Source organism: Salinicola aestuarinus (genome assembly GCF_003206645.1).
Lineage (GTDB): Bacteria > Pseudomonadota > Gammaproteobacteria > Pseudomonadales > Halomonadaceae > Salinicola > Salinicola aestuarinus.
Window position 1 is genome coordinate 108,042 of sequence record NZ_PZJP01000005.1, and the last position, 21,778, is coordinate 129,819.

The 21,778-nt window shown below is 50.2% G+C and carries 25 protein-coding genes; 13 read left to right on the forward strand and 12 right to left on the reverse strand.

Features of this window, described 5'->3' with window-relative positions; genetic code table 11:
- Positions 1-106: 106 nt before the first annotated feature.
- Genes DOM41_RS05935 through osmF form a run of 4 tightly spaced genes read right to left on the reverse strand, consistent with a single transcriptional unit; the run spans position 107 to position 4,143 of the window.
- Positions 107-871 carry an ABC transporter permease gene (locus DOM41_RS05935; RefSeq protein ID WP_110685922.1) on the reverse strand — a complete coding sequence of 255 codons (765 nt, stop codon included), beginning with the start codon at positions 869-871 and terminating at the stop codon, positions 107-109.
- Positions 868-2,004 carry an ABC transporter ATP-binding protein gene (locus DOM41_RS05940; protein ID WP_110685923.1) on the reverse strand — a complete coding sequence of 379 codons (1,137 nt, stop codon included), beginning with the start codon at positions 2,002-2,004 and terminating at the stop codon, positions 868-870. The genes DOM41_RS05935 and DOM41_RS05940 overlap by 4 nt, the downstream gene beginning before the upstream one ends.
- Entirely contained in the window at positions 2,001-3,206 is a 1,206-nt protein-coding gene (locus tag DOM41_RS05945; RefSeq protein ID WP_110685924.1) for an ABC transporter permease, read from the reverse strand. The genes DOM41_RS05940 and DOM41_RS05945 overlap by 4 nt, the downstream gene beginning before the upstream one ends.
- Positions 3,207-3,216: 10 nt before the next feature.
- Positions 3,217-4,143, reverse strand: coding sequence for a glycine betaine ABC transporter substrate-binding protein OsmF (gene osmF, locus DOM41_RS05950; RefSeq protein ID WP_110685925.1), 927 nt, complete (start codon positions 4,141-4,143; stop codon positions 3,217-3,219).
- Positions 4,144-4,399: 256 nt separating this feature from the next.
- Between osmF and DOM41_RS05955 the strand changes: the two genes are divergently transcribed.
- Positions 4,400-4,735 carry an I78 family peptidase inhibitor gene (locus DOM41_RS05955; RefSeq protein WP_110685926.1) on the forward strand — a complete coding sequence of 112 codons (336 nt, stop codon included), beginning with the start codon at positions 4,400-4,402 and terminating at the stop codon, positions 4,733-4,735.
- A 117-nt stretch (positions 4,736-4,852) separates the two neighbouring features.
- Here DOM41_RS05955 and DOM41_RS05960 read toward each other — a convergent pair whose 3' ends face one another.
- Both DOM41_RS05960 and DOM41_RS05965 read right to left on the reverse strand, forming a co-directional pair.
- The gene (locus tag DOM41_RS05960; RefSeq protein WP_245391755.1) at positions 4,853-5,905 is read right to left on the reverse strand and encodes an ion transporter; all 1,053 of its coding nucleotides are present in this window, start codon (positions 5,903-5,905) and stop codon (positions 4,853-4,855) included.
- A 36-nt stretch (positions 5,906-5,941) separates the two neighbouring features.
- Positions 5,942-6,418: an acyl-CoA thioesterase gene (locus tag DOM41_RS05965; RefSeq protein WP_110685928.1), complete on the reverse strand. Its 477-nt coding sequence runs from the start codon at positions 6,416-6,418 to the stop codon at positions 5,942-5,944.
- A gap of 83 nt (positions 6,419-6,501) precedes the next feature.
- Between DOM41_RS05965 and DOM41_RS05970 the strand changes: the two genes are divergently transcribed.
- The 11 genes from DOM41_RS05970 to DOM41_RS17400 all read left to right on the forward strand — a co-directional run bounded on the left by DOM41_RS05970 (position 6,502) and on the right by DOM41_RS17400 (position 14,674).
- Positions 6,502-7,020, forward strand: coding sequence for an acyl-CoA thioesterase (locus DOM41_RS05970; RefSeq protein ID WP_245391756.1), 519 nt, complete (start codon positions 6,502-6,504; stop codon positions 7,018-7,020).
- A 4-nt stretch (positions 7,021-7,024) separates the two neighbouring features.
- On the forward strand, positions 7,025-8,872 hold the full coding sequence (locus DOM41_RS05975) for a recombinase family protein (RefSeq protein ID WP_110685930.1): 1,848 nt from the start codon (positions 7,025-7,027) through the stop codon (positions 8,870-8,872).
- Positions 8,873-8,984: 112 nt separating this feature from the next.
- Complete coding sequence (locus tag DOM41_RS05980) at positions 8,985-9,353, forward strand: histone-like nucleoid-structuring protein, MvaT/MvaU family (protein WP_110685931.1); 369 nt, start codon at positions 8,985-8,987, stop codon at positions 9,351-9,353.
- Between the two features lie 61 nt (positions 9,354-9,414).
- A complete protein-coding gene (locus DOM41_RS17380) occupies positions 9,415-10,002 on the forward strand; it encodes a hypothetical protein (protein WP_157956848.1) in 588 nt (195 codons plus the stop codon).
- A 59-nt stretch (positions 10,003-10,061) separates the two neighbouring features.
- Positions 10,062-11,192: a DUF3800 domain-containing protein gene (locus DOM41_RS17385; RefSeq protein ID WP_157956849.1), complete on the forward strand. Its 1,131-nt coding sequence runs from the start codon at positions 10,062-10,064 to the stop codon at positions 11,190-11,192.
- A 23-nt stretch (positions 11,193-11,215) separates the two neighbouring features.
- The gene (locus DOM41_RS17760) at positions 11,216-11,968 is read left to right on the forward strand and encodes an HNH endonuclease (RefSeq protein WP_110685933.1); all 753 of its coding nucleotides are present in this window, start codon (positions 11,216-11,218) and stop codon (positions 11,966-11,968) included.
- Positions 11,969-11,976: 8 nt separating this feature from the next.
- On the forward strand, positions 11,977-12,714 hold the full coding sequence (locus DOM41_RS17635; RefSeq protein WP_188112367.1) for a GIY-YIG nuclease family protein: 738 nt from the start codon (positions 11,977-11,979) through the stop codon (positions 12,712-12,714).
- 341 nt (positions 12,715-13,055) lie between these two features.
- Positions 13,056-13,361: a hypothetical protein gene (locus DOM41_RS17390; protein ID WP_157956850.1), complete on the forward strand. Its 306-nt coding sequence runs from the start codon at positions 13,056-13,058 to the stop codon at positions 13,359-13,361.
- 196 nt (positions 13,362-13,557) lie between these two features.
- Positions 13,558-14,034, forward strand: a complete 477-nt coding sequence (locus tag DOM41_RS06005; RefSeq protein WP_110685935.1) for a hypothetical protein — start codon at positions 13,558-13,560, stop codon at positions 14,032-14,034.
- A 12-nt stretch (positions 14,035-14,046) separates the two neighbouring features.
- Positions 14,047-14,295 carry a hypothetical protein gene (locus DOM41_RS17395; protein ID WP_157956851.1) on the forward strand — a complete coding sequence of 83 codons (249 nt, stop codon included), beginning with the start codon at positions 14,047-14,049 and terminating at the stop codon, positions 14,293-14,295.
- Entirely contained in the window at positions 14,288-14,674 is a 387-nt protein-coding gene (locus tag DOM41_RS17400) for a hypothetical protein (RefSeq protein WP_157956852.1), read from the forward strand. Before DOM41_RS17395 ends, DOM41_RS17400 begins: the two co-directional genes overlap by 8 nt.
- 111 nt (positions 14,675-14,785) lie before the next feature.
- On the opposite strand, the gene DOM41_RS06010 is transcribed toward DOM41_RS17400, so the two are convergent.
- The 6 genes from DOM41_RS06010 to DOM41_RS06035 all read right to left on the reverse strand — a co-directional run bounded on the left by DOM41_RS06010 (position 14,786) and on the right by DOM41_RS06035 (position 20,537).
- Complete coding sequence (locus DOM41_RS06010) at positions 14,786-16,063, reverse strand: hypothetical protein (RefSeq protein WP_157956853.1); 1,278 nt, start codon at positions 16,061-16,063, stop codon at positions 14,786-14,788.
- A gap of 2 nt (positions 16,064-16,065) precedes the next feature.
- Positions 16,066-17,040 (reverse strand): hypothetical protein, encoded by a 975-nt coding sequence (locus DOM41_RS06015; protein WP_110685937.1) that lies wholly within the window; start codon positions 17,038-17,040, stop codon positions 16,066-16,068.
- A gap of 82 nt (positions 17,041-17,122) precedes the next feature.
- Entirely contained in the window at positions 17,123-17,758 is a 636-nt protein-coding gene (locus tag DOM41_RS17405) for a hypothetical protein (RefSeq protein ID WP_157956854.1), read from the reverse strand.
- A gap of 70 nt (positions 17,759-17,828) precedes the next feature.
- Positions 17,829-18,743 (reverse strand): hypothetical protein, encoded by a 915-nt coding sequence (locus tag DOM41_RS06020; protein WP_110685938.1) that lies wholly within the window; start codon positions 18,741-18,743, stop codon positions 17,829-17,831.
- Between the two features lie 705 nt (positions 18,744-19,448).
- Positions 19,449-19,757 carry a hypothetical protein gene (locus DOM41_RS06030; protein ID WP_110685940.1) on the reverse strand — a complete coding sequence of 103 codons (309 nt, stop codon included), beginning with the start codon at positions 19,755-19,757 and terminating at the stop codon, positions 19,449-19,451.
- A gap of 168 nt (positions 19,758-19,925) precedes the next feature.
- Positions 19,926-20,537 (reverse strand): hypothetical protein, encoded by a 612-nt coding sequence (locus DOM41_RS06035; RefSeq protein WP_110685941.1) that lies wholly within the window; start codon positions 20,535-20,537, stop codon positions 19,926-19,928.
- A gap of 807 nt (positions 20,538-21,344) precedes the next feature.
- Here DOM41_RS06035 and DOM41_RS06040 point away from each other — a divergent pair.
- Positions 21,345-21,731, forward strand: coding sequence for a hypothetical protein (locus DOM41_RS06040; protein WP_157956855.1), 387 nt, complete (start codon positions 21,345-21,347; stop codon positions 21,729-21,731).
- Positions 21,732-21,778 lie beyond the last annotated feature (47 nt).

Here is a 21,778-nt window from a genome sequence, read left to right on the forward strand (position 1 = left end):
GCCTCGTGCGCGTCACAGGCGGCGGCACCGAAATCGGCTTTCCCTCGCCCACGCGATGGCTCGCCACGCGGAAGTGATACTCATCCCGTGCAGCGCCCGGTGAGGGTCAGCCACCGAAGCTGAAGCGCCGCTCCAGACGCTCGAAGGCGAGATCGGCGACGATCGCCAGCAGCCCCACCAGCACCGCGCCCTGAATGATGTAGGCGAGGTTGTTGCTGACCAGTCCGGCGATCAGCGGGGTGCCGAGACTCTTGGCGCCCACCGTGGAGCCGATCGTTGCGGTTCCAATGTTGATGATCACCGATACCCGAATCCCGGCGATGATCACCCGCATCGCCAGTGGCAACTCGATCCGCCAGAGAATCTGCCAGGCGCTCATGCCGTTGCCTCGGGCCGCTTCTCGGGTCGTTTCCGGGACGGTGTTGAGTCCGGTGATGGTGTTCTGGATCACCGGCAGCAGCCCGTAGAGCGACAGGGCGATGATCGTCGGGGCGAAGCCGAATCCGGCAAGGGGAACGGCGATGGCGAGCACGGCGGCAGGCGGGAAGGTCTGACCGATGGCGGCCAGCGACGACACCATGGGTTCGAACTCGCGCCCGGCGGGCCGGGTGACGAACAGCCCGGCGGCGATCCCGATACTCACCGAGATCAGCGACGACACCGCGACCAGACCGAGATGGGCGAGCATCAGGTTGAGATAGCTGTCGCGGGTGTAGAGCGGGTTGCTGACGGAGGGGAACAGCGCGCGGAATAGCGGCTCGAGCTGACCCATGCCGAGCGTCAGCGCGACCAGCAGCACGCCGAGTGTGATCAGCACGCCGGCGCCCTGACTCGCCGAGCGCAGGCGTCGAAGACTCAGGGCAGGGCTCATGCCGGCTTGCCGTCGCTTGCGGTGGGCGCGGTCTCGCCGGGGCGGACGGCAGTCGAGGCGAGCGTCGCCGGCGGCGTCTGCACGCTGTTCTCCATGCCCATCACGCCCTGCATGCCGACCTCGGCGATGAGCTTACCGTCGCCATCGACCACCGGTAACGCCATCACGCGATACCAGACCATGCGCGACAGCGCCTCCTTCATGCTCATCTCGGGGGTGGCGACCCACTCCGCCTTCACTCGGGTGACGGCATCCTCGTCGTCGAGCCGGGCGCCGGCCAGCGCCGTCGGTCGGCCTTGGTCGTCGACCAGCCACCAGTGACTGCCCGGTTCGGGTAGTGCATCGGCGGGCGCGAGGCTCGGGGGACGCTGGTACTGATGAACCCAGCGCCGCGAGAGCAGCTTGAGTCCCAGATCCGCCTGACCGATGAATTCGCGGACGAAGTCGTCGGCGGGATCGACCATCATCTCCACGGGCCGCTCGTACTGGATCAGTCGGCCGTCATTGAGCAGCGCGATGCGAGTGGCGAGCGACAGCGCTTCGTCCATGTCATGGGTGACGAAGACGATGGTCTTGCCGGTCTGTTGATGCACGCGCCGCATCTCCGCCTGCAGCACCTCGCGGGTGATCGGGTCGACGGCGCCGAAGGGTTCGTCCATCAGCAGGACTTCCGGGTCGGCGGCCAGCGCCCGAGCGACACCCACGCGCTGTGCCTGTCCGCCGGAAAGCTGATGCGGCAGCTTGTCACGAAATGCCGCCGGGTCGAGATGGAACATCGTCATCAGCTCATCGACACGGTCGTCGATGCGCGATTTGGGCCACTTCAGTAGCTGCGGCACGGTGGCGATATTGCGTGCCACGCTCCAGTGCGGAAAGAGCCCGGTCGACTGGATCGCATAGCCGATCCGTCGGCGCAGCTGCTCCACCGGCAGCGTGGCGATATCCTCGCCGCCGAGCGTGATGCGTCCGGCGCTGAGCGGAATCAGACGGTTGATCATCTTCAGCGTGGTCGACTTGCCGCAGCCGGAAGGGCCGATCAACACGCCGAATTCACCGGTCCCGAACGTCAGCGTGATGTCGTCGACCACGGTCTTGCCGGCGTAGGTCTTGGTGAGGCCCTGCAGCTCGATCATGTCGTTTTCCCTTGGCCGGCGCGAGAGGGGCGGCTTAGCGCCACCAGTAGCTGGAGAGCGAAGTCGGCGACCACCGCGAGCACGATGGTGGGGATGGCACCGAGCAGCACCAGGTCGATGGCGTACTGGCCCAGCCCCTGAAAGATGAAGGCGCCGAGCCCGCCGGCGCCGATCAGCGCGGCCACCACCGTCAGCCCGATCGCCTGCACCGTGACGATTCGCAGTCCGGAGAGAATCACCGGCAGCGCCAGCGGAATCTCCACCTGCCACAGGATCTGGCCGGATGTCATGCCCATGCCTCGGGCCGCTTCCAGCGTGCCGGGGGCGACGCCGGCGAGACCGGCGTAGGTGTTGCGCACGATCGGCAGCAGCGAATAGAGCACCAGCGCGATCAGCGCCGGCGCGGCCCCGATACCACCGACGCCGAGTTCGCGCAGCCACGGCAGTGCCGCGGCAAGTGCCGCCAGCGGCGCGATCAGCAGACCGAACACGGCGATCGACGGCAGCGTCTGGAAGACGTTGAGCACACTGAAGAGCGCGTTGCGGGCGCCCGGTCGACGCCTGGCGAGCAGACCCAGTGGCAGACCGATGGCCAGCGCCGGCATCAGCGCGCCGGCAACCAGCGTTAGATGGCGCAGCAGTTCATCGACGAAATTACCGCGCTGGTTGGCGAACTCGCGCATGATCGACAGCGGCGAGAGCAGCGTCGTGGTGAAGCAGGCCACCACGATGAGCAGTGCCACTGCCGCGTAGAGGGCACGCCAGAGCGGGGGCGGGCGCAGGCGCTGCAGCGCGTCGACCATGATCAGGCCGGTCGCGAACAGCAGCACCCAGAAGGCGCTGCCCTGAGAGACCCGGGCAGTGGGGGACGCCTCGGCGAGCGCACGGTGGGCATAGCCGCCGAGAGCGACGAAATCCAGCGCCAGCAGCCCAAGCGCCGCAGCCAACGCCAGCCCGTGGCTGGTCTGGCGCGAAAGACCGCGTTCGCAGGCGGCCAGCGTGAGCAGCACCAGCAGCCCCGCCAGCGTGGCGAGCTGCCACGGCTCGAAGGCTACCCATGCCGACACCGACTGGCCCGACAACAGTCGGTTGGGCGCCATCGAGGCAAAGGGCAGCAGTCCGACGCCGAGCAGGCAGGTGATCACCAGCGTCAACAGCACGCGGTTGCCGATCAGGCGGGTAGGCTGCTCGGCGGCCGGCATGACAACCGCCTCAGTCAAGCAGGCCCTGCGCGTTCAGATAGTCGCGGGCAACCTGCTCTGCGGGTAGGCCATCGACCTGAATCTTGCCGTTGAGCGTCTGCAGGGTCTCGCGGTCGAGCGACTCGAAGACCGGTGCGAGCAGTTCCTCGATCTGCGGGTAGCTCTCCAGCGTCGCCTGGCGCACCACCGGTGCCGGCGCGTAGACCATCTGGACGCCTTTCGGGTCGCCCATCACCGTCAGGCCAGCGGCGGCGATGGCGCCGTCGGTGCCGTAGACCATGGCGGCATTGGCGCCGCTGGTTCCCTCGGCGGCCGCGCGGATGGTCGCGGCGGTATTGCCCCCGGAGAGCACCAGCAGCTGGTCCTGATCGAGCGTGAAATCGTAGGCGCGCTGGAAGCTCGGCAGGGCGGCGTCACTTTCGACGAACTCCGCCGAGGCGGCAAGCTTCACCTCGCCGCCATCGGAGACCCAGCGGCCGAAGTCGGCCATGGTCGACAGATCGTTGTCGTCGGCGATCGCCTGGCGCAGGGCGATGGCCCAGGTATTGTTGGCCGGCGCCGGGGTCAGCCAGATCAGATCGTGCTGATCGCGATCCATCGCTTGAATCTTGTCGAAGCCCGCATCGAGGCGCTTCCAGGCGGGGTCGTCGGTGGTGTCGGTGAAAAAGGCACCGTTGCCGGTGTACTCGGGGTAGAGATCGATATCCCCGGAGATCAGCGCCTGGCGGACGATATTGGTGGGACCGAGCTCGAGGCGGCTCTCCACCGGTAGATCGGCGTTCTCGAGTACCTCGATCATCATGTTGCCGATGAGCGCACCTTCCGTATCGACCTTGGAAGCGATACGGATGGGGTCGTCCTGGGCGACCGCTTGACCCGCGCCACCTGCCATGGCGAGCGTAGTGGCGACGAGGCTTGCGGCGAGCGATTGGCGCATGGTGTCGTTCCTTGGCATCTGGAGCGGGCCGATAATCCCGGCCATCGAGCGGTTCGGGCGGCGGGCGCCGCGTGTCAGTGAAGTTTAACGCCCTCGCTGTCACCCGGCCAGCCGGTGCCGGCGCCGTTGCCAGCTGCTAACCTTGGCGCATCGATCGTTGCCGACGGCCACCCGGCCAGGCGCGGAGATTGACTCGGGGAGGCCGCCAGGCGGCGTCCCGAGCCGACACGCTGACTCTGTCGAAGGGAAGACCACGATGAGCGAAGTAAAGAGCATGAGGCAAACGGGTGCGGCGCTGATGCTGGGCACGCTGCTGCTGGCAGGCTGCAGCAGCTCGCCGGCACCGGATATCGCACCGCCGCCGCCCGATTTCCCGCCGGCACCGGCGGATACCTGCGGGGCGCAGGCGGTGGAGAGCCTGACCGGCGAGACGCTGGACGATGAGACCCGGATCTGGCTCGAGGACCGCTCGGGGGCGAGCACCATCCGCATCGTCGAACCCGGCCAGAACTACACCACGGATTATCGTGCCGAGCGACTGCGGGTCGTCGTCGACGAGGACGATATCATCACGTCGATTCGCTGCGGCTAGCGCCGGTTGACCGCGGCCACCGTCATCAGCCGCTGCAGTGCGTCGGGAAAACCGCACGCCGGAACGACCGAGGGCCGGACGATTGTCCGGCCCTCGGCGTTGTGAACCCCGGCGACCTCAGCGGGTGTCGATCGCGCCCTGGGCGTCGTCGTCTTCGGTATAGGGCGACTGTTTCCAGCGCTGTACCGCCACCTGCTCCTTGAGTAGCTCTAGCAGGTCGATGATGACCTCCTGCGTGACCCGGTCGGTGGTCGCATCGACCTTGAGCCAGGCATCGACACCGCTGCCCACCATGTCCGACAGCAGGCGGTGGAACTCAGGCGAGCGCAGCCCCTCCACCGCCTCGTGGACCATGCGGCTGGCGATGTCGCTCAGGCTGCGTTCGAGCCCGTCGGAGATCGCATCGCCCATCGGCAGGCGTCGCAGTCGGCGAAGTTCGGCGTTCTCTTCGAGCGTGCGCCCGACCAGACCGGCGACGTAGCGGTGTATCTGCTGATGGTTCTCGGCGTAGCTCTTGTCGACGGTGCGCTCGAGTCGCGCCGCCACCTCCTTGACCAGCGCGTCCTTGCGCGGCTGGATCACCTCTTCCGAAATCCGCCGCGACAGATGCTCGCTCTGACGCACCTCGCTCTGGATATCGGTGAGCAGTTTCAGCGCCACCCGGTCGGAGAGTTCCTCCATCGCCACGCCGTAGTAGGTGCGGTAGAAGCGATAGATCGCCCAGCGGTTGACGTCGATGAGGCCGAGCCGCTGAAGCCGTATCAGCAGCGAGACCACACGCAGCAGACGTAGCCAGCGGAAGCCGGCGAGGGGAATGCAGCCGAGCACGTCGTACCAGTGCACGAACGGATAGAAGAACCAGCGTGCGTAGCGTTTCTGGGCAACGGCGATGATCCAGCCGAGCAGCACATCGAGCGCGAAGACCGCAACGAAGTAGAGATCGATGGTGAAGAAGTGGTCGCGGATGTTGGCGTCGTAGGCCGCGTGGAGCCCCGGGGCGACGGCCTCGAAGGCGCCGTTGAGCGGCGGCACCAGATAGAGGCTGTCGAACAGCAGCAGCGCCAGGTTGACGATCACCAGCACTACCACCGAGACGTCCCAGACGGCGAGCAGTCGCTCGCTCATGCGGCTGATGCGACGTCTTGGGCGAGGGGAATCGCGATTGGGCATCGAACGTCCTTGTTCCCTAGGGGCGAGGGCGCGCTATCACGCGTCGGTGCTGCCGGCAGGATAGGCCTTGAGATGCGCATCCATGGCGTTGCGCTCCTCCTCGGCTTCCTGTTTGCGCAATCTCTTGCGCAGCGCGGCCTTGTCGAAGCGTAGCTGCTGCAGGGGCGTGTTCAACGTGAGCGGGGGCACCTCGACCGGTTTGCCGTCGCCGTCGACGGCCACCATGGTGAGATAGCAGCTATTGGTGTGACGAATCACCCGCTCCTGAATCGACTCCGCCAGCACCTTGATGCCGATCTCCATCGACGACCGGCCGACGTGATTGACCATCGCCAGAAAGGTGACCAGCTCGCCGACCAGGATCGGCTGCTTGAACAGCACCCGGTCGACGGAGAGCGTGACCACGTAGCTGCCGGCGTAGCGGCTGGCGCAGGCGTAGGCGACCTCATCGAGCTTCTTGAGGATCGCGCCGCCGTGAACCTTGCCGCTGAAATTCGCCATGTCCGGCGTCATCAATGGGGTTACGGTATCCACAAACTCAATATCCCTTGCTATGCTCTGCCACCTAACCCGTGCTTGCAATGAATGAGAAGACTATGACCCAACAACACAGCGAACGCCATGAGCTATCTCTAACAGTGCTTATGACGCCTGACATGTCGAATTTTTCAGGCAAGGTTCACGGTGGTGCAATCCTGAAAAAACTCGACGAAGTGGCCTATGCCTGTGCCAGTCGCTACTCAGGTAGCTATGTGGTCACTCTATCCGTAGACCAAGTGCTATTCAAAGAGCCGATCCATGTTGGTGAGCTTGTCACATTCCTAGCGTCAATCAACCATGTTGGCCGGTCTTCCATGGAAGTCGGTATCAAAGTCATTGCCGAAAATATCCAAGAACAATCCGTCCGCCACACCAACAGTTGCTATTTCTCAATGGTGGCCGTCGACGCGGACGGTAAACCTCAAGCCGTGCCAGCTCTCGAACTCAACTCCCCACTTCAAAAATTGCGATTCGAAAAAGCGTCACTGCGTAAAAAACTACGCAAGCAAGCTATGCAAGCTGAATCGACCGCAACGCAAGAATTCATTAAGCACTATCCCGATCAGGAACGGTGAAATCATGAAGCCTAAAGCTATCGTTTACGCCCGATATTCGTCAGATATCCAGAAAAAAGGCGACAGTATCGACCGCCAAACGGGTAGCGTCGACGATATCGCTGAAAGGCTTCAAGTCGATATCAAAGAAATAATTATTGACAAAGGTGTTTCGTCATTTCGAGGCCAAAACATTCGACGAGGAAATTTTCAGCAGGTTTGGGATCGAATCGAAGACGGCACACTTCAGGAAGGCGATTTTTTGATTGTCGAATCAGTCGACCGTATTTCGCGACAAGAGATTATTAAAACAACGCAAGAGATTTACAAAATCCTAGAGAAAGGGATTCGAATCCATACTACAACAGATAATCGAACATACGACATAAAAGGAAGAGACGCTGGAAGCCGTTCAGAAGGATTTCTGAATTATGTCGGCTTAGGTGTCCGAGCCGAAAGAGCTAATGAAGAATCAGAAGTTAAGAGCATACGAAGAAAATCAGCTTGGAAAAAACAACGCCAACTTGCGAAGCAAGGTGTCATTTTCAACCGACACCACAACACACCATATGGTTATCGATTAGTCGAGCTTGAAGGTGAAAGGCATTTCGCAATTCAAGAGGACGAAGCTGACGAAATTCGTGAAATTTTCCGCTTGTTAAAGTCGACAGGCATGAGTAGTGCTTGCCAAATAATTAACCAAAAAAGTAAACGGAAATGGCAACCGCGCCGAGTCGCGTCAATGCTCGAAAGCCAGTATCCGACTGGCACACTCAGAACCACTATCACCAGCGCAGACGGTAAGCCTGTTCGTGGTGAATTTATTGAAAACTACTACCCGCGCATTGTCGACGAAACGGACTTCCAAGAAGCCAAGATTGCCGTTGATAAACGTCGAAATGACAAAGCCTACCAAGGCCGGAAATCGTCTCGTAATCTCAACATCCTTTCGAATGTTGTCAAGTGTGGTCTGTGCGGTAGTGGAATGACCTTTGTGTCGAACAAAGTAAAAGGTATCACCTACTACTATTATGAGTGCGGTAAGAAACGATTCGACAACAGTTGCACAGCTCGCGTGAGAGCCGATTACGCCTACCTCCTTGTCATTGAGTTAATGCAGAAAGGTGTGAGCGGTATTTACGAAGGCACAATTGGTGAGCTAATCGAGAAGCAATTTGGAACGGATATCGAGAAGCACAATGAAGAAATCGAGTCGTTCCAAAAGAGCTTCACAATGCTATTGACGACTAAAAAGCGTGCCAAAAAATCAAGAGAGATTTTCGACACACAAAACAAGGTTGCAGAACTAGACCGCACACTTTCGAACTATAAAACACGCTTGAAGGATTTGAAAGGTGAAGTTCCTCAAATGTTCGTTGAAGCAGTTATGGAAGCTGAAACGGAGAGGAAACAAGCTTTAGAAGCTCTGACACAACTTCAAGTCGAACAAGAAAAAGAAGGTTTGGGCATAGAATCCGAACAAGACCTTTTGCAGTTCATACAGGAAGAATCGAAACGCTTGAAGCTCAATGCGTTCTTCAGAGACAACGATATCAGTTTTGTGCTTTGGAACGACATTGACCATATGCTGAAGAACTTCAAGGAAAACTGGCATCCTGATAATAATAGCTATGACGATTGCGATATTCTCGGTGAGGTGAAGCATTTCTATCCGCGTCTCAATCTTGAAAGCAAGACCCGCAACGAGCTTGTAGACCTCATGCACCAGCACTGGGTGAAAGAAAAACGCAAGCACTATAAGGCAGTATCCGCTGAATTGAAATTTGGTGATAAGAAAATGTCTTTTGCTCATCGGGTTTGCACAAACGGGATATTGAAAGAAAAGTTCGGAATCGACCTTAACGAAATATAAAAATTCAAAAAAGTTACTTCAAACACTAGATGACTCTATTTGATTTTGATATATTCAAATTGTTCTCAAGCAAAACAGTAACCAAACCACCGCTACACAAGGACTTATATCAATGTCTAAGCTAGCCGATTTCGTCAGAGCAGAAGCAGAATACAAGCGCCTCAAAGAGCAAATGGAGGCTATGCAAAATGACGATAGCTTCAAGAAAGAGCTTGAGTTTAAGGACAAGCTCGAAGCTCTAATGAAGAAATATGAGAAGTCCGAAAAAGACGTTCTCGAAATTCTCGACCCGGCCCCGGCCAAGGAAGAAGAGAAATCTTCTGGCAACGCTCGTCGTAAGCGTAAGCTCAAAGTCTACAAAAACCCGCATACGGGTGAAGTCGTAGAAAGTCGAGGCGGGAACCATAAGGTTTTGAAGCACTGGAAAGCAGAACACGGCAACGACGAAGTTGAAAGTTGGCTGGCCGAAGAACGCGACTAAGACCAGATCCAAAGCCCATCCATAGAAGATGGGCTTTTTTTACGCACGGGGAACATAAAAAATGAAAACGCTAAAACTCTCAGCACTCCTTTTGCTGTCAATCCTGATCGTCTCCACAACCGGCTGTGTCAGTATCACTAGCTCACCTGATGTTGAAGATAGTTTTTACGACGACCCGAATCCTGTAACCACCGATAGCGAGTATTTTCAAGCTATTGAGGTCGGAAAAACTGAAGGCTTTAAGGGAACCAACCCTTTCTGGTTCTCGGGCAAGGTTTCCCCTAATCTTGACAACGACACAGCCAAAGAAGCTTTAGAAGATACGCTACGCTCGGCGGAAATGCTGGCAGTAAATGGTTCGGCTACCTACCAATTAGACGCAATCATGGTCGACGACGACGCAAAAGGTGTATTTGGTGGGGATAATATTTTCACAGGCACAGAACGCAATATGAGCATTCGATATGTGCTGAGAGCGCTGAATACGACTGCCATACTTTACAACGAAGTCATTAAATCGCACGGCGAAGCAGGTTGCTCAGATCTTTGCATAGGAGCTTATCTTCAGGAATCTATAGCTACAGAGCGAAGCAACACTGATAGTCATAAACAGCTAATCGAAGACCTTAAAGGTCTTCAAGCAGATTGACAGCAAACAAGAACACCAAGCCCGCCACCAGAGCGGGCTTCTTGAATGGAGTAAAACAAATGTCTAACAACATCCAAGCGGAAAGAGATTTAAAAATAAAATTCGGAGGTATTACTAACCCCGATTCAAAACTCGTATTTTATTACGACGAATCAAACAATGACCGCAAAATTAGAATTAAGGAAGGCGAGCTTAATGTAGAAACGTTAAGGAACTTTGCCCTTGGTGGAATTGTAGAAACTCCTGATAGCGATTTTGATTTTGAAAACTTAAAAAGAAGAATAGGTTTTCAAGCTGGCAAGGCAGAACTTAAATTTAGTGATATAGGAAAAGGTAACTTCCTCATCGTTCTTGGGAGCATGAAGCTCAATCACGTTCTTAACTGGCTTTTAGAAAGCAATTTAAATATCCACTTTTTCAATCTAAATCCTTTGTATTGGGGTGTTGTGGATATCATAGATTCAATTTATGGGCAAGACCCGGATAACTTAGACCCGAGGTTTCACCGAAAAATAAAAAATGATTTATATAAAGCCATAAGTAGAAATCTCGACACTTTCGTTCAGTTAGTAGAGGAATGCAACTACCCTGATGTGCCATTGAGTAAGCTGCAATACTTTCTTTTCTCATTAGTGCATATGGTTAATCTAGAGAATGCTGGCTTAGATGATTGGGAAAGAGGATTGATAGCTGGAATTCTTGCGAATGCAGTTCACTATGAAGAACTTGAATTTATTCAAGGTTTTGAAGCAAAGCACTTTATCGATAGCTTTCATCCTTTTTACCTCGAGAGAATAACAATTTATATAAAATCGGAACATATATTCGATAACGAAAAACAAGTAGAAGACGAAATCGAAGGATTCGAAATGCGGTTGGATGATGGCACCAAGTCGAATTATAGATTCGTCGATTCTGTCGAAGAGCCTAAGATTCAAGTCTCAGACGTTGTAGTTGGACTGCTCGGTAAATACTTTACCTATCTTAAAGACGTTGAACTCGAACAATTGATTAGTGATAAACACCTACTGAATGAAAGACAAAAAACTAACTTGTCGCTTCTAAAAACACTTGTTGATAAGAGCATTGCGACTTCAAGCGGGTTTGCTCATTGGTTAGTGCCTGACTCAGAATGCATTAAGCACGAAGTATTTATGAATGGTGCTGATCCAAATCAATTCAATATCTGATTTTGTGTTCGAGGAAACTGCTTATGAACCGTAAACAATTCATAGAGAAACACGGTGCAACTTGCTCCAATTGGACTTGGAGTTGGTCCTTCGTCAATCATAGGGAAAGGTTTGTCATATTCGGCATATGGAACGATAACGTCGATACCGATATGAGTTTAATTCTGAGCGAGGGTTGGCAGAAATCAAACAAAGGACGGATTCAGAACGGTTATGTTCAGGCGATTGAGCACATCAAACTGATTGATAACGAAGGCTATGCTCTCAAAACCTTTGTTATGGAATATGTAGAACAAGAGCGAGACGGGGAAGAGGGTCCGGCCAAAATAGGTGGTTTCACTCCTGAACTCAATGACATGCAACTAATCCAAGTTGGCAACGATTGGTTCGCTCAGGATAGAGCAACGCAACCAAAGCTCGTAGCAGAAGAAATTGAAAGCAATGAAGACTATTTCGAGGGTGCTTCTAAATCAGTGCTGGTCAACCAGTACGAGCGTAACAGCAAGGCCAGAGCCCAGTGTCTAAATAAGCATGGGTACCAGTGCAAGGTGTGTGAATTCGACTTCAAACACTTCTATGGCGGTCTTGGCAAAGAGTACATTCACGTTCACCACATCGTGCCTATCTCAGAGATCGGTCAGGAATATCAGATTGACCCGGAGAGCGACCTTGTGCCGGTCTGTGCCAACTGTCACGCCATGATCCATAGGACACGGCCAGCACAAAGTGTGGAAGGCTTGAGGAACCACCTAAGAGCCCTTGGCTCGATACAGTGAGGTAGCCCATGGACAGACTTCTGAAAGTCGGTTTCGAGCACGCTGGTTACTGGCTCATTGAAGACAACCGGATTGCTTTCAAGCTCGACCGTTTCTACAAGGACTCAAACGTCCTGTATGCCTTCGTGGTCGACGGTGAAGTGCGATACGTAGGAAAGACCACCACAACGCTCTCACGCCGTTTCTATGGCTACCGTAACCCGCACGGGAGACAGCCCACCAACACCAAGAACAACGCCAACATTCTCGCTTGCCTGCAAGCTGGTGAGGAAGTCGATATCTACGTCCTACCTGACAACGGCCTCATGCATTACGGCTCGTTCCACCTGAACCTAGCCAGTGGCCTTGAGGACAGCATTATCAAGACCCTCGACCCTCCATGGAACGGTAAGCCACCCAAAGAGGTCGCTCAGGAGCAGGAAGAAGCCGATCTGCAGGCACCAGACTTCCCTGCTCCCACCGACACCTTCACCGTTAAGCTTGGCACCACCTACTACGAACAAGGCTTCTTTAACGTACCCAAGGAAGCCTCAGATCTGTTCGGTGACCACAAAGACACGCTCGAAATCTATGTGAAGGACTCACCAGAAGCCGTTCTCGGCTACATGAGCAGGAAAGCTCAGTCTACAGGCGCACCACGGATCTATGGACGCTCAGAGCTTGCGACGCTGTTCCAGCAGGCCTACAGCCTTGGGGAAACGGTCATAGTAGAAGTGCTGTCCAGCGAAGCCATACGATTCACCTAAACCGCAAGAATGGCCTTACGACCCGCCATTACGGCGGGTTTTTTGTGTTCACGATCCCTGTAACGAAGACAACACCTTATTGTGTCTAAGCTGGTTATTGAAAAGTAGAGTTCAGATCTCCCACCTTTAATCAATAACCCCTTTGTTTTCAACCATTATAACACTCTCGTCAAAACTAATTTTCCCTTGAATCAAAAAATAAATTGTTTAAAGGCATAAGCAGATTTGCTACCAAAGTGGTCTAATTTTGTTTTAACTGATAAGTAATTCACTGTAAAAGTAAACATTTACAGTAATAATATGTTATAATAATAAAACAATAACAAAAAAGGAGAAACGATATGGATACAGTAATATCAGACTGGAATAAAGAAGTAGAAATCAAAAGTATGAAGGACATAACTACAAAAAAACTTATGGAAATATTTAAGTTTATTGATAGTGAAGAGTATCATCCAAGAGAGCTTGGGACATTTGATGGAGCAAGAAGATTCGAACTTTTCAATGCTTATGAAACTATAACTTCTGTTAGAGTCAGACCCGCTTCAAGAGCATGGCCTTTCTCAGTTTATAAGCACTGCTTCACGAAGAAATATAAGAACTCACTCAAAGACAAAATTAACAGAGTGATTGAATCTAGAAAATAATAGAAAACTATAGCCCGCCAATTCGGCGGGCCACAATAACAGAAAGGGGAATCACAATGACAACACTAGACAGCTTCGAGAGATTCACAAAAAACTTAGAAAAGCTTCAAAAGATTGAAGACAAAAAGAACAAACCAAAACGAAAGCGTGGTAGGCCAAGAAAGAACGAAACCAATAACAACAAAGGAGAAAAATAATGACTGACGAACATAACCATAGCCACAATAAAGAGCGTTTAGCAGAACACATATTGCCACTCTCTGAATCAGACGACTTCGACACCGCAAGGCTTGAATGGTCGATATTTGATATCAAGATTGACGACAACTTTGACCACTGCCCTTGCGGACAGTTAATCAAAGAGCTTTGCTACATAAAGAACGAGAAAAACGGCAATACCACATTTGTCGGCAATGTGTGTATCAATAGATTCATGGCTATTGAGACTGGGAGCCTTTTTGAAGGTCTAAAGCGTATCAGTGCTGACAGCACCGCTAACGCAAACGAAGACTTAATCACTCACGCATATGAGCTAGGCTATATCTTCGAAAAAGAATATGACTTTTTAATGGATACGCGCAGAAAAAGAAAGCTATCGGTTAAACAGCTTGCTTGGAAGCAGAAAATCAATAGAAGGATTATCAACAAAACGCAAGTCAACAAGAATAAATAAAGGAAAACACCAATGAAATTAAAAAACAAATGGCTTGAAGAAACATTAAATGAAGAAATAGAGAAAGTAAAATTTGGAGTAAAATTTGGAGCTATATTATTAGTTGTAAACGCAGTTATATCTATAGCATCAGGTGATCCGAGTTGGATATATTCAGCCTTGGCATTGTCATTAGCTTATACAATCGCTGAATGCTTAAATTTTGGAGCCCATATCGTTGTGAGAATAATAAAAATAAAAAAGGGGCTGATCAATGACTGACGAACAAATTGAAGCCAATTTTGGCACCTACGGCGCACTCGTCGTAGCAAAAGGGCTGATATCGCGTGAGAGGCTGATAGAGCTTGCTCGCAAATACCCCGGCACTCACATAGCGCATGACCGCTCAACGGGGCACTATCAGCTTCATATGCCTTCTACGAAGACAAGCGGTAAGCTAGTGTTGGATCTACACACACACAAAACCGTGCAGGCACCCGGCAAGCCAAAAATCGACCCAGCACAGCGCAAAGCTAAGGCTGTGAGCTTCAAGCTCACGGAAGGTCAACACAGCGCGATTCAGAAGCTCACTGGCTCTGAGGAATCACCCGGCCAGCTAGCTAGGCGTCTGGTTCGTGAATATCTGGAACAACACGCATAAAAAAACCCGCTCGGAGAAGCGGGTTTTTAAACAATAACAATAACAACTTTGGAGAATAACTTTACAACCACAAATAGATTATAACATACAATTTTAAATAAACAATACTTTTCACATATTTAGTGAATTAAACCCATTCTTTATTGTTTGCCACTCCTTTTTCTTTCTTTGCTGAATTCCTTCGTTACCAGTTCGCTCATAAATTCTATTGCGAATCTCCGACATTGAAGCATTCTCTGCTATTGACCAAGAACTTTCATAATTCAGTCCTTCAATATCAGATTTGAATTCAATATCCTGCAGGCTTTCAAGCACCGCCAATTCGATATGTAGACGATTATCCGACAACAGTTTCGAAATTTCTGCTTTGTCGTGTTCGCTCAAGTATCGTTCGTTAGTGCCATTCTTCGCGAAAATTGAGTTCAGGCACTCGCTAGCGCCTTCATGAAAAAACCAACATTCATAAAGTTCGTCAATTTTATCGTCCACATACCATTCGACACGCCATTCAGCTCCAGTAAAATCACAATCTGAGATAGCAACCGCGTCCATAATTTGTTCTGTTACGAATCCTTGCTTTTCAAAGCTGATATTGAGTTCACGAATTAAGGTAGGCACAAGTTCTATAAACGACTCGTGTTGCATACCACCAACAACTTTCTTCAAGTCTTTCGCTGAAATAGAGCGGTCCTGAGTCATTAGCAGTTCATAGTGAATCCGACTCTCATTCAAGCCAACAAGGCTATAGTCCAAGATTCCAGACGATTTCATAATCATTTCGAAAGCGGTCCACTGTTCTTCGCCAGTCATAGAATGAATAGGTTTTCCGTCGAAGCAATAGCCTTCTTCGGGAGCAAGAACCAGCCACTTCAGTATTTGATTATCACCTTGGTAGGGATCATGACGAAGCAACATGCTGACAGCGTTATTCATGTCCTCAGTTGCGAAAATCCTGAATATTGGCGCTTGGTGGACATACATCATTGGTTCGACGATACCCGCAATCGAGACCACGCTTTGATTTTCGATTCGTTTCGCCAACTTAAATAAAGCCAAATCTCTTTCATTTCGAGCAACTTCGTGAAGTAGTCGAGCTTTATCTTTTATTTCAATATCACAGCCTTCAAGTTCGAGATAGATATCATCAGCTTTGTCGTCATAGCCGATCTCGATACTTCGCAGAGTTCTCTGCTTTCCACGATCCAGTTTCAATTCCAAATTATGCTCGAAAAGGCTTCTTGCGTGTTGAGTGATTGGATTATTTTTATACTCGAACATTAAGTTTTCAACTCGACCCGGAAAAGGGCTGTTATCGGAATTCATAAACATCATTGAAAGCTGGCGAGCATGAGAAGGAGGTAGCTGTGAAACGAGTTTTTTTGTATACATAGTCAAACTCTCCTATCACTGAATGACAGCCCGCTCGAAAGCATAGACTTCACGCGGTCGAACCCTTTCATTTCATGCCCCGTGACCGAGAACAGCTTGTCTCGTATCTGACCGCGACTGAATCCTTGATCGACTTGCCACTGACCGTCAACCTTGGTTAGACCCAGCACAGGCGCAGAATCGCCCGTAAGCTCAGCTAATGCGCTACGGATATCGTCAGAGTGCTTTCCACCTCTCGGAGCTAGAGCAACCGCTATAGCGTCGATATCCTTCAAATCCAGCGAGTCACGCCCGGCAAGCTCGAAGGTCTCATAGCGCAGATTTTGAAAATCGGTGTAGCTGTCTTCCACAAAGCTTGATAGACGGTCTTCAAGCTGTTGGAACACAAGCTCACTGAACCGATTGCTACCCAGCTTCGCACCGAGTGAAGAGCTTTCTTCGTCTATCAAACCAACGACCGCATATGACGCACGAATGGGACGCTCAGACGCGATAAACTGGATAGCGTGCAGATCTGCACCCCACGCGAAGGTGGCTATACCCTTGTGGCCGTCACCGTAGGGCTCAATCGAAACCTTTTGAATGGTGATCTCGTCAGCAAGGGCGGTAGCCTCTTCAAGCTCGATACGCTCGATTTCAGCCTTTTCAGCCTTTTCAGCGTCCAGATCCCTTTCCCCTTGCTCGAAAACGAATCTATCCACATTCACAGCGATTCCGCTGAAAATTTCGTCTACGTGCTCGGGGTATCGACCCGCTAACTCGAACTCCAGGCCGTCTGTGCTAGCGAACGGCTCAGATTTGTCGACAAGCAGTGAAATTCCATGGTCATTCGCTCGCATTTCGGTTTCATATAACTTGCCTTCAAAAACGAGGCTCACACCGATTTTGAAGGTTTCACCGTCAGGGACATATGAAGGCATTCGTAGTGATTCGACACGAACCGCGTCGATAAGCTCTACAAGTTGTTCGTCTTTCATTATTGTTGTTCTCCTAATTTTGGCTATTGCTAGCTCCTATGTTGTGTTAAAGAAAACCCGCCTGTGTAGCGGGTTTGGGGTTTCAGTTGAAGCCAAGGCTTGAAGATTTTATTTTCTCTTCTTTCATTTTTTTCTTGGTTTTTTCATAGAGATTATGATTGTTTGTAGACTCAAAAATAGCTTCACGAACAGAATGTTTCGATTGCTCACCAATATGCATCCAGCCACTACCGACCTTAGTAAAGTCACTCATTGCAGATTTGAATGTTGGGTTTGGAGATTTGAAGCCCTCTTCAATAGCACGAGTTATTGAGGCCTCCATAGCTTTCTGTCCGTATTTAGGATAGTCGCCACCTTTAGCGATAAGTTTGCCAAGCTGGTCAAAGTCATGTTTTTGTAAGCTGTCAGAAGAATCAACAATCTCTTGAAAAGTCTTTTGTAGCCCAGTAGCCGAATCTACAATGCCTTTGAGTGTGTCATGGTATCTCACCGCACCTTCATCGGAACCGTATTCGCTTATCATATCTTGATAAAGCGTTCCAAGAAAATCTTCATCAAATTCTACGTCGCGTTCTTCAAAAAAGCCGTTAGCAAACTCGACAGGTATTTCAAAACTGTATTCGGCAGAGCCGAAGACAATCTTTCCCGATAAGAATGGTGAATTATTGACATGCTCGGAAACATCTATTTCTTCAATCTGACCAAAATCGTATTTCATTTTGCTACTCCTTTTGTTGTTAGCTATTTTAATTTTTAGCCCCACCACCATTGGCGGTGGGGCAGGTGTTTCAGTTGAAGCCAAGGCTGGTGCTTTTCTTCTTCTTCGATTCCTTCGGCTCTCTACTCAAATCGACGTATTTATGTTCTAGGCCATATTCGTCTTTTTTGGTATGAGTATGTCTTTGCGACTCTTTATCTAGAGCCTCTTCGACTTTTGGATAAACCTTTTCTTCAATAAAGCTGTTGACGCAGATATCCATATCCTCTTTATTTAAGGCTCTGAATCGAACGTCTTGACCTATCAAGGCTTTTTCAACAGCGTTGACAAACTCTTTGTCATTCTCCAACCCTACACCGTCACCAGACTCGTCAAAAATCAATCTTTGCTCAACACCAGCGTAAGCATTCTGAATATCAATCCAAGTCTCATGCTCTTTACCAGCTAAGGCTACGACAGGTGTGAAGACATAAGTTGTTGAAGCTTCGTCACCTTCACCATTTTGAACAGAGTCAAATCTTGATTCCATGACCTCAACAGATATTTTGTCGAATGCGCTATCAAATGCTTCCGACTGCTTGAATCTCTCAGCTAATTCAAAGCGAACACCTTCCTTCACTTGCTCTTGAATCGTATCTACAACTTTTTCCATTGAAGCAACTGAATAGCCGGTAACCTCGCCGAACTCGTCACGAAATTCTTCACCTTCTGACTTCAAAAATGCTTCTGTAGCTTCAAAGAAAAACTCAGGCTTTCTTGATATAGAATCCTTGTCCAATCTCACAGCAAAATCGTCTTGGTCGAATGTAGCTTCAAAGCCTTCGACTTCTGCCACGATTCTATCGTTACCAAAGCCCGCCAAGGCGTCTTGAATGGTGATATCAATGTTCACAACGTCGTCGTAAAACTCATTCACTCTGACCTTGATTTTGTTGTGACCGTCTAAGAATTTTTCTATTTTTTCATACTCTTCTCTATTACTCATAGCAGTTTTCCTTTTTTTGTAATTGCTATATAACTTCGACTTTTATTATATCATAAAGTTCATTTAATTGCTGATTTAATCCAATAATTTATTGACTTTTTTGTTTTCGATTTGCTCTCAATTTCTGAAAGCATATTGAAAACAAAACAGCCCCCGAGCCGTCACGGCTGGGGTGCATTTTTAAAACTCTTCGATTCTCGTTTCGTAAAACTGACCTATCTCAATTTCTTTCAAAAGTCTAAGATATCCCAAGAAGTTTTGAACGGCAAAAACCATATCGTCTTGTTCTGAAGGTGAGTAAGTATCAAGAATCTCGAATCTCCCATTGTTGTAGAAAAAGGAAAAACTTCGCTCGAACACCAAGTTCTTATCGACCTCTTTCTTGTACGATATCATTGCTTCTATGCAATCCCTATCTTCGCTCATATCGCACACATAACCACCAATTTCATGTATTTCGTTACACATTTTTCATTCTCCTTTTTGGTTTTGTTTTCCAGTGATTCACCACCATTGCCGACAACCTGCTGGAGTCAGTTGTCAGCAAATTTCTTCAAAAGAACAGAGCATGACCGCCCATAACCGCTATACCCAAGCCCACAATGAAGCAGTAAACCCAAGACCCACGGGCCTTTCGTTCGTATAGACTTCCAGTCACTGAGACCACCGCCAGAATCGAACCTGCTATAAAGAAAAGCCAAGGATTCATAGCGCACCTCCTAGCTTTTCAGCAATGATTTCTCTCACAGCGTCATGTGCCGGGCTGATTAAGTGACTGACCAATTCATTGTATTCGTCAATGTATTCAAGCTCGTAAACCAGTTCGAGAAACAACACAGCCATTTTGGCGTAAAAACCCTCGTCAGTTCCTGCTTCGCTGATTCTCAGAGAATCCATATCTTCTTCAATACCGTCCATAATGTGATAGTGAAGCTCCTTATCGTCTTTGGAAAGAAACAACCTAGCTGCCATTTCTTCTTTGATTTCTTCCTTCGCTTTATCGTAATCAATCATTGTTATTATCCTCCTATTTTGGTTTCAATGATTTCGAGACACACCTTCCCCGGCCCATGTGTCAGAGGCAAAAATCAGTCAAGTCACTTTGAGTGAGGAACAGGCTCCGAGCCTGCTTACAGCTAGACCTGCCAGCGGAATACTGGCAAGACTTGTGTCAGGCTACCGCTACGCGATTGCCTTCAATTTTCGAGAATCCACGGCAGTGACCTTCTCGAAAAAAGCGTCGTCCACCTTTTCACCGTTGAGGCCAAGGTGGTCAGCGTTTAGACGCTCTTTCACTGCGAAAAGGAAGTCGCTATGACGAATCACATTGCCAGATTTCGCGATACGAGCCTCGCCCCGGAGGTCTTCATAGGCCAGAAGCACATAGCCTGCGTCGTCAGGCTTGGAGACAAAGAGGGTGTCCCGTAGCTTTTGGAGCTTCGTCATGTGCTTCGTGCAGGTAGATAGCGGGTAGCTCTTTTCCACGCACAGTGACCGCCGATTCTCGCGAACGAAGTCGACACAGAGGTCGGTCAGCTCTTTCTGAAGGAATTGGTGTGGCAAGGCACCGGCTTTGGACTCAACCGAAACGGTAGGTCTGTTGAAACCAGCTTGCCAGTTGAAATGCAGAATAAAATCTGATAGGACTTTCTGATTCTTCAACTCCACAACAAGCGAAGCTTCGAATTGCTCGACAGCTTGATACTTGTCTTTTGCTAGTCCGATTTTTCGAACATAGAGTGAAGTGTTGTTGTTGCTGTGATTATAGTCATTGACGCCAATGCTGTTGCTCATAAAGTTCTCCTAAAAGTTGTGCTTTGGTCATACGCAGCTACTCCTGAATTGGAAGTAAATTGAGCTGTATTGCTATTAAGTCCGTTGGTGGACGAGATACATTTCATCACCAAGTTGCATATAAGTCAATACCACGAAAAAGCGTTATAAATTTCTTAATATTGAAGGTGGCAGCCGGATTAAATAATAACTTAAATAAAAAACCTTTAGGATCAGGGTGTTATGTAATTTTTTCGCAGCGAGATTATTATAATTTTTTTAAAAAATGGCTTTTTAATAGCCCCATGGAATATGAGTAGACTTCCTTATAGCAAAATGTGATTAAAAAGGTCTGAAAAGGTCTTCACATTCTTAAAAATCGCGAGGCTAACGGTGTGGAACTGGTCAGATTTTGATCTTCAATAACCCATTTGTGATCAAAAAATGACCGGAAGAGGCTTGCCGAATTGGCTTCAGTTCACACTCCTAAACAACAGAAAGGGTTTTCTGTAATACGGAAACCCCCTTCTGGCTCAAACACAGTAACGACACAGCCACGAACCCGGCCAAGGCCCCTATCGACCTATCCGGGCAGTGCTATAGAATCCAGTAGCTAAGCATAACAACAGCATGGGCAACTCAATGATCTATAGAAGGCAGTTCCAGAAGGCTATTGAGGCACGCAAAGTCATTTTGCCGAACGAACCATCCCATCGGCCTATTAGAAACCAGCCCAACAACCCTGACATTGAACGTGCCTTGTTCGAGCTAGGCACCCTATTCATAGGCCGTATACCCCCAATGGACAGGGTGGCGAAGTGCCATGCTGTGGCTACCAGCTTTAAAAATTTCATCGACTCACAGGACTTTTCGTTCGATTTTGGTTTGAGTGTCACGGTGGGCATCGTTCGATTACAGGGTAGGAGCCTGTTTCCCTGTGGTTTGGAGTCAATCCAGAGCCTGATAGAGGCTGGCCCTGATTCAGACCTACCTATGAACGCTTATGTCTGGCTCACTGCTGGTGACTCCACAGTGATTGACCTCAACATTCTGGCTTGGCTCAAGGCTAAGCTCAGCGTTGAAATGCACCCCGGCATTCACTGTCCTGCGCTTTGGCGTGAAGGGGACAGATCACCATTGAGCTATGAGCCATTGCTAGTAGACGACGACTTCATGTTCCGTGTAGATAGAGTGAAGGCGATACGACCGCTGTAGTACAAAGCAGATTTTTCATCTACCCATCTATATGAATATTCGTTCCT